The 13,540-nt window shown below is 65.1% G+C and carries 12 protein-coding genes; 5 read left to right on the top strand and 7 right to left on the bottom strand.

Annotated features, from left to right (window positions below):
- Nucleotides 1-41: 41 nt before the first annotated feature.
- The 6 genes from menE to QF047_RS19920 all read right to left on the bottom strand — a co-directional run bounded on the left by menE (nt 42) and on the right by QF047_RS19920 (nt 6,720).
- Nucleotides 42-1,592, bottom strand: coding sequence for an o-succinylbenzoate--CoA ligase (menE, locus tag QF047_RS19895; protein WP_307280648.1), 1,551 nt, complete (start codon nt 1,590-1,592; stop codon nt 42-44).
- Between the two features lie 13 nt (nt 1,593-1,605).
- A complete protein-coding gene (locus QF047_RS19900) occupies nt 1,606-2,931 on the bottom strand; it encodes an MFS transporter (RefSeq protein WP_307280650.1) in 1,326 nt (441 codons plus the stop codon).
- 156 nt (nt 2,932-3,087) lie between these two features.
- Nucleotides 3,088-3,543: a MaoC family dehydratase gene (locus tag QF047_RS19905; RefSeq protein ID WP_306637407.1), complete on the bottom strand. Its 456-nt coding sequence runs from the start codon at nt 3,541-3,543 to the stop codon at nt 3,088-3,090.
- Between the two features lie 72 nt (nt 3,544-3,615).
- Entirely contained in the window at nt 3,616-4,872 is a 1,257-nt protein-coding gene (locus tag QF047_RS19910; protein ID WP_307280653.1) for an acyl-CoA dehydrogenase family protein, read from the bottom strand.
- A gap of 1 nt (nt 4,873) precedes the next feature.
- The gene (locus tag QF047_RS19915; RefSeq protein ID WP_307280656.1) at nt 4,874-5,758 is read right to left on the bottom strand and encodes an amidohydrolase family protein; all 885 of its coding nucleotides are present in this window, start codon (nt 5,756-5,758) and stop codon (nt 4,874-4,876) included.
- Nucleotides 5,759-5,781: 23 nt separating this feature from the next.
- Entirely contained in the window at nt 5,782-6,720 is a 939-nt protein-coding gene (locus QF047_RS19920) for an SDR family NAD(P)-dependent oxidoreductase (protein WP_307280658.1), read from the bottom strand.
- Nucleotides 6,721-6,856: 136 nt separating this feature from the next.
- Here QF047_RS19920 and QF047_RS19925 point away from each other — a divergent pair, with 136 nt between their 5' ends.
- Nucleotides 6,857-7,315: a MarR family winged helix-turn-helix transcriptional regulator gene (locus tag QF047_RS19925; RefSeq protein WP_307280660.1), complete on the top strand. Its 459-nt coding sequence runs from the start codon at nt 6,857-6,859 to the stop codon at nt 7,313-7,315.
- A 28-nt stretch (nt 7,316-7,343) separates the two neighbouring features.
- Here the strand turns inward: QF047_RS19925 and QF047_RS19930 are convergent, their stop codons facing one another.
- The gene (locus QF047_RS19930; protein WP_307280662.1) at nt 7,344-8,273 is read right to left on the bottom strand and encodes a PaaX family transcriptional regulator C-terminal domain-containing protein; all 930 of its coding nucleotides are present in this window, start codon (nt 8,271-8,273) and stop codon (nt 7,344-7,346) included.
- A 184-nt stretch (nt 8,274-8,457) separates the two neighbouring features.
- On the opposite strand from QF047_RS19930, the gene QF047_RS19935 reads away from it, so the two are divergent.
- The 4 genes from QF047_RS19935 to QF047_RS19950 all read left to right on the top strand — a co-directional run bounded on the left by QF047_RS19935 (nt 8,458) and on the right by QF047_RS19950 (nt 13,460).
- Complete coding sequence (locus QF047_RS19935) at nt 8,458-9,822, top strand: MFS transporter (RefSeq protein WP_307280664.1); 1,365 nt, start codon at nt 8,458-8,460, stop codon at nt 9,820-9,822.
- An 81-nt stretch (nt 9,823-9,903) separates the two neighbouring features.
- The gene (locus QF047_RS19940; RefSeq protein WP_307280667.1) at nt 9,904-11,646 is read left to right on the top strand and encodes a CocE/NonD family hydrolase; all 1,743 of its coding nucleotides are present in this window, start codon (nt 9,904-9,906) and stop codon (nt 11,644-11,646) included.
- Nucleotides 11,643-12,128, top strand: a complete 486-nt coding sequence (locus QF047_RS19945) for a DUF3237 domain-containing protein (protein WP_307280669.1) — start codon at nt 11,643-11,645, stop codon at nt 12,126-12,128. The genes QF047_RS19940 and QF047_RS19945 overlap by 4 nt, the downstream gene beginning before the upstream one ends.
- A 354-nt stretch (nt 12,129-12,482) precedes the next feature.
- Complete coding sequence (locus tag QF047_RS19950; protein WP_307280671.1) at nt 12,483-13,460, top strand: PaaX family transcriptional regulator C-terminal domain-containing protein; 978 nt, start codon at nt 12,483-12,485, stop codon at nt 13,458-13,460.
- Nucleotides 13,461-13,540: the final 80 nt, after the last annotated feature.

Below are 13,540 nucleotides of genomic sequence, written 5' to 3' on the forward strand. Positions count from 1 at the left end.
TCTACCGCTTTTGGCAGTAGAGCGCCTTCACGTCGGGGACGTCAGTGCGCGAACTGGTTCCGCAGCTCCACCTTGCGGATTTTCCCGCTGGCCGTGCGAGGCATCTCATCCACGAACACCACGGACTTGGGGATCTTGTACCGGGCCAGCCGTCCGTCGAGGTGCGAGCGCAGCTGCTCCTCAGTGAGCGAGGCACCCTCGCGGAGCGTGACGATCGCGCGGGGAACCTCACCCCACTTGGAATCCTCAACGCCGATCACCGCGACGCTTGCCACGGCGGAAAGCTCGGCGATCGCAGCCTCGACCTCAGCGGGATAGATGTTCTCGCCGCCGGAGATGATCATGTCCTTGATGCGGTCCGAGACGAACAGGAACCCTTCTTCGTCCCGGTAGCCCATATCGCCGGAACGGAACCAGCTGCCATCCGCGTAGCTTTCCGCGGTGGCGTCCGGCCGGTTCCAGTACTTCTTGATGACGTTGGGGCCGGAAATCTGGATCTCGCCCACCTGTCCACCAGGCGAGAGGCCGCCCATGGGATCGGCGATACGGACGTCGGTGAAGAAGTGCGGCAGCCCGGCTGACCCGGCCTTGTCCCTGGACCGGGCCACCGGCAGCATGGTGACGCCGGGCGCGGTTTCGGTCATGCCGTAGCAGCTGGTGAAACCGATGTCGCGTGCCTCGTACGCGTCCAGGACGCGGCGCGGAATGGCCGAACCGCCGCAGGTGAGCTTATCCAGGGAGGTCAGGTCCGCCGTCTGCCAGTCCGGGTGGTCGCAGAGCATCTGAAAGGTTGTGGGGACACCGTTGAGGGTGGTGACCTTGTGCTGCCGGATCAGCTCCAGCACCCGCCCGGCATCGAACTTGGATTCCAGCACCACGGTGGCGCCCTTGAGCAGCATGGGCAGCAGGCCCATGTCCAGGGACGCCACATGGAACAGCGGCGAAATCATCAGCGCCACGTCGTTCCGGTTCAGGTCCATGTCCACCACCGTGTTGAAGCAGTTCCACGTGATGTTGCCGTGCGTCAGGAGCGCGCCTTTGGGCCTGCCCGTGGTGCCCGAGGTGTAGAGGATCATGGCGCCGTCGTCCAGCGTCACCGCCTGGTCGAGCGGCGTTGCGGCCGCCGCCTGAAGCACCTCGTCATAGTGTTCGACGCCGGATGGCGGGCTGACAGCGGAACCTTCCGTGCCGCCGTCGGGCGCCACCAACAGGCGATGGGACACCACGGTTTCTTCCGAGGACGCGGCGGCCACGGTTTCCAGGGGGGCGGCGTTGATGAGGAGCTCGGCCCCGGAGTCCTGCAGCTGGAACTGCAGCTCGGGGGCGGCCAGCCGGGTGTTCAGCGGGACGAAGATGGCGCCGAGCAGGCCGCAGGCGAAGAAGGTCTCCACGAAGGAAGGGTGGTTCTCGCCGAGGTAGGCCACCCGGTCCCCCTTGGCCACTCCCCTGTCCCGAAGGGCGTTGGCCAGCCGGTCCGTCCGGTCGGCGAGCTCCTTGTAGGTCATGCTGCCCATCCCGGTGACGAGTGCCGCCTTCGTTCCCGACTTGGCGCGGCGCCGCTGCAGCCAGGAGCCAACTCCGTTGTTGTCCATGTTTGCGGTACTCCTAACTGACCATGGTGAGGTCGTTGTTCTTAGACTCCCGCGTCAGCAGGATGAAGACAATGGAGACAAGGGCCATGACGGACAGGAACACCACCACGGGCACGATGCTCTGGCCGGAATCCTTGTACAGGCCGGCAAGAATGCCGGGTGTGAAGCCGGCACCGATCAGGGTGGCCAGCTGGTATCCGACGGCCGCACCGGTGTAGCGGTTCGTGGTGCCGAACTGCTCCGAGACAAACGCCGCCAGGGGGCCGTAGAGGGAGGAATGCAGGATAAGCGCCACGGTGAAGGCCAGGAAGACCAGGCCCACGTTGCCGGAGCCGAGCATCCCGAACATCGGGAACAGGTAGGCGATGAACAATGCCAGGCCGGCCACCATGACCGGCCGGCGCCCGAAGCGGTCGGAGAGCCTGCCGCCGAGGAGGACGAACAGGATGGAGATGGCTGAGGCTCCGGCGAAAGCGTAAAGCACGCCCTGCTGCGGTGCGCCCTTGGAGACGGCATAGGTCACCGAGAACGTGGGCAGTACTACCTGGAGGCCGAATCCGGCGGCACCCGCGAACATGATCATGATCAATGCCTTGGGACGGCGGAGTACCTCCACCAGCGGGATCTTGCGCTTGGCGCCCTGGGCGCCCTCCTTGGCCACGGCCTCCGCAAAGATCGGGCTTTCCGAAACGCGCAGCCGGACGAACATGCCCACAATCAACAGGACGAAGGACAGCAGGAACGGCACGCGCCATCCCCAGGCGAGGAAGGCGTCCTGAGGCAGGGCCGAGAAGATGCCCATCACCACGGTGCCGAGCACAGCACCTGTCGGAGCGCCGGCGTTGACGAAGGAGGCAGCGAAGCCGCGGCGCTTGGGATCGGAGTGTTCCAGGGCCATCAGTGCGGCCCCGCCCCATTCACCGCCGACGGCGATTCCCTGGCAGACCCGCAAAACCACCAGGAGGACCGCGCCCCAGGGGCCGATCACGCTTGCGCCGGGGATCAGGCCAATAAGGGTGGAGGCAATGCCCATCATCGCCATGGAGACGATGAGCATTCCTTTGCGGCCGATCCGGTCACCGAAATGGCCGAAGATCACTCCGCCAAGCGGCCTTGCCACATACCCTGCCGCGAACGTGGCGTAGGCGGCGACCACGCCCACCCACTCGTCGGTGCCGGCGAAGAAGACTTTGGGAAAGGCCACGGCAGCGGCGGTGGCATACAGCAGGAAGTCGTAGAACTCGATGGTGCTGCCCAGATAGCTGGACAGGATGACCGTGCGCGCTTCCTTGCGCTTCGCGGCCGTACCCGCTGATGCGAGTGTGGTGTGTCCTGACATGGCTGTTCCTTTGGAAGGAGGAAAAAGTGTTTTTGGGGTCGGCGGCAGAGCGGTCCCCGGGTGGGACCGCCTCCGCCGCCAATCGCGGTTACTGCGGGGCGCCGGGCCTGCTTGCAGGAGCGGCGCTTACTTGTGCGGCTTACTTATAGAAGCGGCTTACTTGTAAAAGCGGGCGAGGAATTCGGCGACGACGGCGGGGCGTTCCTGGCCTTCGATCTCGATGGTGGCGTTGACCTTGATCTGGGCGCCGCCCTTAACCTCGGTGACCTCGGCGATGGTGGCCTGCATGCGCACCTTGGAACCGACCTTGACCGGGGAGGTGAAGCGGACCTTGTCGAGGCCGTAATTCACCTTGGTGGTGACACCGTCCACGTCGAACAGCTCGCCCCAGAACGGGATGATCAGCGAGAGGGTGAGGAAGCCGTGGGCGATCGGGGCGCCGAACGGGCCGTCCTTGGCACGTTCCGGATCCACATGGATCCACTGCTGGTCATCAGTGGCGTCGGCGAACAGGTTGATCTGTTCCTGGGTGATCTGGCGGTAGTCGGTGGTGCCAAGGTCGGTACCGGTCATGGTGAGCAGTTTGTCGAAATCGACGACGAGATTGGGCATCGTTGCCTCCTGTTGGTGATGGATATTGGGTAAAAGTCCCGACGGCGGGCGCCGGGTCTGGGTTGGTACAGCTCAGCGGGCAAAGGCGCTTTCGCCCGTGAGGGCGCGGCCGATGATGAGGGCGTTGATCTCGTGGGTGCCCTCGTAGGAGTAGACGGCTTCGGCGTCTGCGTGGAAGCGGGCAACGTCGGCGGCGAGCGTGATGCCGTTGCCGCCCACCACTTCCCGGGCCAGGGCGACAGTTTCGCGCATGAACAGGGACGTCTGCATCTTGGCGAGGGCCGAGTCCTGGTCCCGGTAGATGCCCCTGGCCTGCTGTTCGGTCAGCCGGACCACCAGGGACAGGCTGGCCGTGATGTTCCCGAGCATGCGGGCGAGTTTCTCCTGGACCAGCTGGAAGGAGCCCAGGCTGCGGCCGAACTGCCGGCGTTCGTTGACGTACCTGAGGGCCGCCTCGAACGCACCTGCCTGGATGCCGGTGGCGATCCACGCGACGTCCGAGCGCATGGCCCGGAGCATCGCCGCGACGTCCCGGAAGGAGTTCACATTGTGCAGGCGCATTGCCTCCGGAACCCGGACCCCCTCGAGCGTGATGTGGGCATTCTGCATCATCCGCAGGGAGGTTTTGCCGTGGATCTTCTCCAGGCTGACACCCTCCGCCAGCCGGTCCACGAGGAAGGCCTTGACCTGCCCGTCGGCAACATCCCTCGCGAACACTGCCAGTACATCCGCGGTGGAGGCACCACCGATCCAGCGCTTGGCACCGTCCAGGACCCAGGCACCGCCGCCGGCATCTGCCTCAAAGCGCGCGGTAGTGGACAGCCCGCCGGCGATGTCCGAACCGGATTCCGGCTCCGTCAGCGAGAAGACGCCCTTGAGGGAGAAATCGATGACCTTCGGCATCCACTCGAGCTGCTGCTCCTCGGAAGCACCAACGCGGATGGCCGTGCGGAACAACCCGGCCTGGGCTGTATACCAGGTGGCCAGCGAGGCGTCGGTGCGGGCGAGCTCGAAAATCCGAAAGCCCTGGTAGATCTCCCGGGCCGGACCATTTTCCATGCCGTGTCCGGCCAGGTCAGCGGGTTCCATGAGGTCAAGGTCGATCAGGGGCTGCGCCAGCTGTTCCGGAAACTCGCCCCGTTCCCAGTACTCAGCCAGCAACGGCTTCGCCTGCTGGTCGAGGAATTCCCGGAGCCGGGCCAGGACCCGCCGTTCGCCGGCGGTAAGGAGGGATTCGGCGTCGTACCAGTCTGCTGCTGAATAAAGGCGTTCCTGCCCCTCAGCGGAAGGGAAGGCACCCGCGGCGGGCTCCGCCGTCGTCGTCTTCATTTCAGGCACCCAAACCAAGCAGCCGGACCGCGTTGGCCTTGAGGATTTTCGGACGCACCTCGTCCTTCAGCGGGAGGTCCGCGAACGCGCCCAGCCACTTTTGCGGTGTGATCAGCGGGAAGTCCGTGCCGAACAGAACCTTGTCCTGCAGGTAGGAGTTGGAGGCCTTCACGAGGGACTCCGGGAAGTATTTGGGTGACCAGCCGGAGAGGTCGATGAACACGTTCGCCTTGTGGGTGGCGATGGAGTTGGCCTCGTCCTGCCACGGCACCGATGGGTGGGCCATGATGATCTGCAGGCCCGGGAAGTCAGCCGCGACGGCGTCCAGCAGCAGCGGGTTGGAGTACGCCAGCTTGATGCCGAACCCGCCGGGCAGTCCTGCGCCCATGCCGTTCTGGCCGGTGTGGAAGATGGCGGGCAGCCCGAGTTCCTGCAGGGTTTCCCACAGCGGGTAGAACCGTTCGCTGGACGGGTCGAAGCCCTGCAGGGACGGGTGGAACTTGAAGCCGCGGGCTCCCAGTTCAACGGCCTGGTGCTTGGCTCCGGCAATCGCGTCCTCGCCCGTGCGGGGGTCCACGCTGCCGAACGGGATGAGCACATCATTGTTCCTGGCGGCCCCGGCGATCAGCTCGGGAATGCTGTTGGGTTCGTGCTTGAGCTGGGTGCGTGCATCCACCGTGAAGACGACGGCGGCCATGTTCAGTTCGCGGTACACCTCGGCGATCCGGTCCAGGGACGGGGTGCGGTCCTCGGCCTTGAAGTACTTTGCCGAGGCCTCGGTGAGGGCGTCCGGGAGGGAGCCGTGCCCGCAGCTGTCCACTTCGAGGTGGACGTGCATGTCGATCGCGTCGAGCTTCGCGGCGTCAATGCCCGGTTCATAGCGCATGTTTCGGATTCCTTCGCGGAGCTCTAGCGGGCCGGGGCTGGTTCGGGCTGCAGTTCGGCGGGCAGCGGGAGGAATTCCTCGCCGTAGGTCTGCAGCGTCTCTTCGCTGAAGAGGGTGGCGGCATTTTCCTGCAGGGCCTCGAAGGTCCAGCCGCCGTCGCGGTATTCGGTGGTGGCAGCCGTCGGGTGGGTCCAGACCTGCAGGCGGTCCCCGCCGGCGCCGATGGCCTGGCCGGTGATGCCGGCAGCCTCATCCGAGGCGAGGTAGGCAATGAGTCCGGCAACGTCGTCGGCCGTTCCGAAGCCGAGGTCGTGGCGGAAGAAGGCGGGCATGGCCTCGCCGCGCTCATCGGCTTCGACGGCCTTCTGGAAGTAGGGGACCGTCTTGGTCATGGCGGTGGCAGCCACAGGGATGACGGTGTTGACGGTGACTCCGGCCTTCTTCATTTCCAGGGCCCAGGTGCGGACCATGCCGACGATGCCAGCCTTGGCGGCGGCGTAGTTGGTCTGGCCGAAGTTGCCGCGCTGGCCGGTGGGTGAGCCGATGGTGATGATGCGGCCCGGAACATTGTTTTCCTTGAAGTACGCGAAGGCCTCGCGGACACAGGTGAAGGTGCCCTTCAGGTGCACGTTGATGACCAGGTCGAAGTCCTCATCGGTCATCTTCAGGAGGCTCTTGTCCCGCAGGATGCCGGCGTTGGTGACCAGGATGTCCAGTCGGCCGAACGTCTCTACGGCACCTGCAACGAGGGCCTTGGCGGCGTCGGTGGTGCCCACTGGAACCACAACGGCGGTGGCCCGGCCGCCGTCGGCCTCAATCTGCGCAACGGCCTCGGCGGCAGTCCCGGCGTTGACGTCATTGATGACGACCGCGGCACCCTGGCGGGCGAGTTCCCTCGCATAGGCCAGGCCAAGGCCCTGGCCGCTCCCAGTGACGATTGCTACTTTGCCGTTCAAGCTCATCGCGTGCTCCTTCGCATGCAGTCCCCGGCCGGAACCGGTAGGGCTGATCCCACGTGGCCGTGAGATCCTTGTCATGATCAATGAAAATACGGATCATTGAAAAAGTCAACGATTGTTTTTGTCATTGGAGTAACTCATGACCCCGCAGAGCACCGACGTCCAGACCCCGCGCCTCGCGGCCGCCCAAATCGGCCGCGATGTGGGCCTGCTGCTGGCCAAACTGCATGCCGCGGGCTCGGTCCTGAACAACCGGGCCCTGGGTGATTTTGGCCTCCGGGAACGGTCCTTCTCCGTGCTGACGCTGGCCTGCAGCGGGCTCGAACCCACCCAGCGCGAACTCGCCGATTTCCTCAGCCTCGATCCCAGCCAGGTGGTCAGCCTGGTGGACGACCTGGAGCGCCGCGGCCTTGTTGAACGGGCTCAGGGGAAGCAGGACAGGCGCGCCAAGATCATCGTGTCCACGGCTGAAGGCCGGCGCATCCACACGAAGGCCCGTGCGGCCCTGGCGGTGTGCGAGCAGGAGCAATTGGCGTCATTGAGCCAGGACGAGAATGCCCAACTCCGGGCGCTGCTCAGCAAGGCACTCTGGGGATAGGCGTCCACCCCGGGCCCCTTACGCCTCTTTACGCGCCTTCGCTGACCCGCAGGGCTGATGGTGACCCGGCCGCCTCCGGCGCCTCGGACCGGATGACCTCCCGGACGTGCTCCAGAGCCGGATCCGCAAGGGAATTGTACGCGGACACGAACAGCTTCCGTGCCGTCAGGAGCGGGAAATCCGCCGGCAACAGCTCCCTCGGCAGGCCAGGGTCATTCCAGGGAAACGCCCGCCAGCTGTCCATGATTTCCGTGCGCAGCCGGAAGGCCTCTGCCGGGCTCAGGGCCCGGTCCGGGCTCCCGGGGATGGAGCGGCTGTAGGTTTCGATGAACGGGTGATACTGCTCCCGCATCTCGTCCAGGGCCCACGCTTCGATGGGTTCCCTGCCCTGCAGGCTTGAGGTGCGTGAGCGAAAAACCACGTAGTTTGCTACGCCGTACGCCGCGCAGGCTTCGTCCACCGCTTCAGTCCGGTCCCAAGGGCAGACCCAGAGCGCGCCATACAGCGGTGAAAAACCCAGCCATTTCAGCCGGGAACGCAACAGTTCCCTGGTTTCCCGGGCCGATTCCGGAATGGAGAAGCCCACCACCGTCCACATTCCGTCCCATTGCCGGGACTCCGAGCCAAACTCGCTGACCTGCCGGAATCCAATCTGAAGGCGGACGCGCGCAGCCTCCGTCAGCCGATACCGCGAAGACCTTCCGGCGCTGGACTGCTCCAACACGCCCCGGCCCGCCAGCCGGCTCAAGGCAGTGGAGGCGGCGGATGCGGTAATTCCCAGGTGCGCCCCCAGGGCAATGATCAGCCGGGACGGAAGCCAGGAGGCCTCCTGCTGCCAGTAGTCGCCGAGCATCGTCAGCACGAGGTGCTGGGTGGCGCCGCCCTTGGAGGGCCGGGGAAAGCTGATCATGGAGCCTGGCGGCACGCTCCCGGCGGCAGGTAGGTCATAGGAGTTCACTTGTCCATCATCCCAGTCGCCGCCGTCGCCGCTGCTTAGCGTTGCAGCTTTCTTGACGGACGTTGGATATTACGCATACTATCTTCTCACGTGATGCGGACCACACGCAGGCCGCCTCGTTTCCAGCCCATCGGCTGATGCCAGACTCCCCTTTTCTCAGTCCCGCCCACCCAGGAGATCCGCAATGACCGCTGGTCCCATTGATCCGCCGACGACGCCGTCCGCGGACATTGACACCATCTCTGCCGGCCGCCACAAAAATGCCCGGCGCGCTGCCGCCGCAAGCTTCATTGGCAGCACCCTTGAGTACTACGACTTCTTCATCTACGGCTCCGCCTCTGCCCTGATCTTTAACAAGATCTTCTTCCCGGGCATCGACCCTTCCCTCGGTCTCGTCCTGTCCATGGCCACCATCGGCATCGGATACGTGGTCCGTCCGCTCGCTGCGGGGGTCATCGGGCATTTCGGTGACCGCATCGGGCGGCGCCAAATGCTGGTCTTCACCCTGGTCCTGATGGGTGTGGCGACCTTCCTGATCGGTTGCATCCCGCCCACCGCCGTCATCGGAGCTGCGGCCCCGATCCTGTTGGTGCTGCTCCGGGCGATCCAGGGCGCGTCCGCCGCAGGCGAGTCCGTGGGAGCGGTCACCATGACGCTCGAGCACGCTCCGAGCCACAAGCGTGCCTTCTACGCCAGCTGGGTCAACACCGGCGCGGTGGCCGGCATCATGCTCGCTTCGCTGGCCTTCCTGGCCGTGTCCATGCTGCCCCAGGAAGACCTGCTTGCGTGGGGTTGGCGCCTGCCGTTCCTGGCCAGCATCCTGGTGGTAGGCGTCGGGCTGTGGATCCGGCTGCGCCTGCCGGAGTCCGAGGTCTTCGAAGCAGCCAAGGAATCTGAAACCGAACAGGAGCTGCCCATCAAGGTGGTCCTGCGTGACCACTGGGCCACGGTTCTGAAGGTCATCGTCTTCGGGCTCTGGAGTGTGGTTTCGTCCATCTTTGCCGCCTTTGGCCTGGCCTACGCAACCGGAAAGTTCGGCATCCCCGCCCCCGTCATGCTGACGGTCACTATCGTGACGGCGGCGCTGGGCGTCGCAGCGCAGCCCTACGCCGGCATCCTCGCCGACAGGATCGGCCGCAAGCCGGTCTTCATCACCGGAAACATCATCTGCGCCATCGCGGCCTTCGCCTTCTTCTGGGCCGTCAGTGCGGGGTCGATTCCGCTCATCTTCGCCACCGCCATCCTCTTCATGACAGTCGGCTACGGCATGGTCAACCCCCTGGGTCCGGCGATGACCGCGGAAATGTTCGAAACCCGGATCCGCTACACCGGCGCGGCCACGGCATCCCAGTTGGGCCTGGTGGTGACCGGCTTTGCCCCCGCAATCGCCGCAGCCATCGTGCAGCCCGGCCAGTTCGGCTGGATCCCCGTCGCCTCGTTCACCGCGGCATGCTGCCTTGTTTCCGCCGGCGTGACGGCCCTCTGGGTCAAGGAAACGTACCAGGTGCGCACCGAGGACCTCGGCCTGAAATCCCAGGGCACGGTCTAGGCGGCTGCGGCGGGGCCGGCCCCCGGGCCGGACCCGCCGCAGTTTCGCCCCTTGAACCCGTCTTAGCAGAAAGCAGATCCAGTGCCGTACCCCGTCCTCGTCGAAAATGCTGAAACAGCCATGGGAGATGGAACCGTCCTCCGTTCCACCGTGTACCGGCCGGCAGATGACACCGAATCCTTCCCGGTGCTCCTGACCCGCACACCGTACGGGCGGGACCTGGCCGTGAACTCCGCCTACTTCAACCCGACCACCGTTGCTGCTGCCGGGTACGTGGTCATCATGCAGGACTGCCGGGGCCGGTTCGGGTCAGACGGAGAATTCAACCCCTCTGTGAATGAAGCGTCCGACGGCGCCGAAACAGTTGAGTGGGCGGCCCGGCTTCCGTACTCCAATGGCAAGGTGGGGATGTGGGGCCGCTCCTATTTTGCTGAAACACAGTGGCGGGCCGCCCAGGAAGCGCCGGCGCCGCTGCGGGCCCTGGCGCTCGGCGTCTCGGCCGGCGGCAGCGCCAACAACGGTGCCCTGTATCGCGGCGGTGCCCACGAGTACGGAAGCCGCCTGAGCTGGGGGCATGCATCCGCTTCACTGAACCAACTGTTCCGGGAGTTCGCGGACGATCCGGAACGCAAGGGAAAAGAGCTGCAGGCCTGGCTGGAACTGGATGAAACATTCGCCGATTCGAGTATTTTCGGTACCCTCCCCCTGCGCCAGCTGGAACCCCGGTTGGGCACCTTCATGAACTCCCACGTTCTTCCCTCAGCGGGTGAAGGCCCTGGGAGCCCGTTCACCCTGCTTTGGGATGCTGCGTCCGAGCAACCGGCGCCGCTGCCCACGCTCCACATCGGCGGCTGGTTCGATATCTTCGCACCCAACACGCTGGCCCAGTACCGGCGGCAGCTTGAACAAAGCCATGCCGTGCCCGGAACCACTCCGCGGCTGATCGTGGGCCCGTGGACGCACACCAACCTCAGCGGCGCGTTCCCGGAGGTGAGTTTCGGCATGGCCGCGTCCGCGGGACTGGTCAACGGGATCGGGGACTTGTCCTCGATCCATACGGCATGGTTCGATGCAGCCCTCAAGGATGATCCCCAGCGGCTCGACGCGATACCACCCGTGCTGCTCTACTTCATGGGCGAAAACACCTGGCATGGTTTTGACGCGCTGCCCGAGCCCTCGGCGCAGGCCAGCTGGTACCTCGGCGCCGACGGTTCGCTGGATGATGAGCCGGGAACAACCGGAGCAGCTGACTACCTCTACGACCCGCTCAACCCGGTCCCCACCGTCGGCGGCGCCACCATGATCCACGGCGCTTTCCCCGCCGGACCGGCAACCCAGGCCGCCGTCGAAGCCCGCGACGACGTCCTGGTGTTCACCTCCGCACCCGTCGAAGAAAAACTCACCCTCTTCGGGGACGTCACCGCAACGTTCTTCGCCTCCTCCAGCGCCGTGGACACGGACTTCGTGGTCCGGCTCTGCAGGGTTGCCGAAAACGGAACATCCACCAGCATTGCCGACGGCATCGTCCGGGCCTCCTGGCGGGAAAGCTACGCGGAGACCGGTTCGTACTCCCCCGGCACAGCCCCCTCGCCCATCCAGCCGGGGGAAGTCTATGAATACACTGTCAGTCTGTGGGACACGGCATTCACCTTCGCTCCAGGAGAGAGGCTCCGCGTGCAGATCACCTCCAGCTGCCACCCGCGCTGGGACCGCAACCTCAACACCGGCAAGCTCGCCTACGAATCCGCCGAGACGGTGGTTGCCAGCCAGTCGATCCGCTTTGGAACCGGTTATCCGAGCAGATTGACCGCGGGCATCCTGTGACGACCCCTCCCGCGAACGGCCAGCCTGTGCCGCCGTCGCTGTCATTCCTCGCCAGGATCCTGGTGGACGTCGCCGAGCCCGTGGATATCGGCCGCACGCCCGAGGGGCACAGGAGGATCGTGCCCATCCTCGGCGGAACCATTACCGGGCCCGGGTTGCAAGGCACGGTGCTGCCTGGCGGGGCGGACTTCCAGATACTGCGGAGCCCAGAGTCCACCGACCTCGACGCCCGGTACGCCCTGGAAATCGAGGACGGCTCGCGGATCTACGTGCACAACGTCGCCGTGCGGCACGGCCGTGCGGAAGATATCGACAAGCTCAACCAGGGCCAGCCCGTGGACGCGTCAAGAATCTACTTCCGCTGCACGCCCCGTCTCACCACGGAATCAAGCACGTGGTCCTGGATGAACCACACAGTCTTCCTCGGCACGGGTGAACGCCTACCCAACCAAGTGGGCATCACCATCTTCCAGGTCCACTAGAGACCACCATGCAGGGCCGATAGTTCGGCGTAAAGCGACGAAGGAAGCAACCCGGTACGTGACCCCGGCCAGCCCCGGGCGTTGGACAAACGTCATCGGTACCGGCAGCGTACAACCGCTGGGAATCCAATCCCAAAACACCAGCAAAGCCAGATACGTCCGGTCCTTACCAACGAGCCTCCACCGCGCACCGCTACGGAACGACGATAATTGAACTCCAGTGGCTTGGAGACGAAACCAGTAAGGAGCCATGACAAGGTCATTAAACGGCTGAGGACCGCATACGCCGCTTGAAGCCGGAAAGACCGATTGCGCCATTCCAAACCATATTCAATGCGAGTACGATCGTCTTTGATGAGAAGAGAATTAGGAGCGGCCCTTCAGCCCGGCCCGGAGGCTGCGCAACGTTTCCTCGAGGACGTGCGCGCGGCAGTAACAGAAGGGCCGCGTCCGCGTCAGGTCCTGCTGACGCTCCTCGCTGACTATTGGCTGTCTCCTGACGCCCAGGCGCCATCGGGCGCCCTTGTCGAACTGCTTGCAGACTTTGACATCCCCGCGTCCGGAGCCCGGACCCTGCTCGGGCGTCTGTGCAGGGACGAGCGTATCCAGCTGACAAAGATCGGACGACGGACTTTTTACAGCCTGTCCCCCTGGCTGAGGCAGCGGCTGGTATTCCGGCTGGAGACGATGAATCAATTCGGCCGGGCGGACGTTCCCTTCGCTGGGCAATGGACCTGCGTCGCCTTCTCCGTCCCGGAGGAGAACCGGGGCGATCGGCACAAACTCAGGGCCGGCCTCGCATGGCTTGGTTTCGCACCTCTCTACGACGGTTTCTGGATCACGCCGCGCCCCATGGTTGAAGAGGCCCGGAAGTTGCTCGCCAAACTGGGGGTCCTGGCTGCCACCGTGTTCCAAGGCTCACTGACCGGCGAGGGCCGGGACTACGGCGAGCCAACCGACGCCTGGAACCTTGAGCAAATGGCCGGCCTATACCGAAATTTCCTCAATGAAACCGAACCCCTCGCCAGCGCCCCCAGTCTCGGCTCAGTCTCCCCCGTCGAGGCCTTGATCTTCAGGACCGAACTGATCAACGTGTGGCGCGCCTTTCCCAACGTGGACCCCGACCTCCCCCTGGACCTGCTGCCCCCGGACTGGCCTCGAACAAGGGCACGGGAAGTTTTCCAGCTGCTCTACGGCGGCCTCGCCCAACCGGCGCTTGCCCGAGTAAAAACCGTTGTGGCTGCGCATGCGCCCGAATACGTGGACCAGGTGCAGTACCACCTCACTGGCGATCCGGCTGGCCCGGTCCCTAAGATCGCGGCCGGCGTCTAGTAACCCGGAGCATGCGCGGCCGCTAAGGCAACAGGGCACAAGCTCCATGCGCTTCAGCATGCCCTGCCGGTTCTGCAGCC

Source organism: Arthrobacter sp. W4I7, assembly GCF_030816215.1.
Lineage (GTDB): Bacteria > Actinomycetota > Actinomycetes > Actinomycetales > Micrococcaceae > Arthrobacter > Arthrobacter siccitolerans_A.

Coding starts and splice junctions, on each gene's coding strand:
- menE (WP_307280648.1), bottom strand. CDS start 1,592: ATGGACAACAACGGAGTTGGCTCCTGGCTGCAGCGGCGCCGCGCCAAG.
- QF047_RS19900 (WP_307280650.1), bottom strand. CDS start 2,931: ATGTCAGGACACACCACACTCGCATCAGCGGGTACGGCCGCGAAGCGC.
- QF047_RS19905 (WP_306637407.1), bottom strand. CDS start 3,543: ATGCCCAATCTCGTCGTCGATTTCGACAAACTGCTCACCATGACCGGT.
- QF047_RS19910 (WP_307280653.1), bottom strand. CDS start 4,872: ATGAAGACGACGACGGCGGAGCCCGCCGCGGGTGCCTTCCCTTCCGCT.
- QF047_RS19915 (WP_307280656.1), bottom strand. CDS start 5,758: ATGCGCTATGAACCGGGCATTGACGCCGCGAAGCTCGACGCGATCGAC.
- QF047_RS19920 (WP_307280658.1), bottom strand. CDS start 6,720: ATGAGCTTGAACGGCAAAGTAGCAATCGTCACTGGGAGCGGCCAGGGC.
- QF047_RS19925 (WP_307280660.1), top strand. CDS start 6,857: ATGACCCCGCAGAGCACCGACGTCCAGACCCCGCGCCTCGCGGCCGCC.
- QF047_RS19935 (WP_307280664.1), top strand. CDS start 8,458: ATGACCGCTGGTCCCATTGATCCGCCGACGACGCCGTCCGCGGACATT.
- QF047_RS19950 (WP_307280671.1), top strand. CDS start 12,483: ATGAGAAGAGAATTAGGAGCGGCCCTTCAGCCCGGCCCGGAGGCTGCG.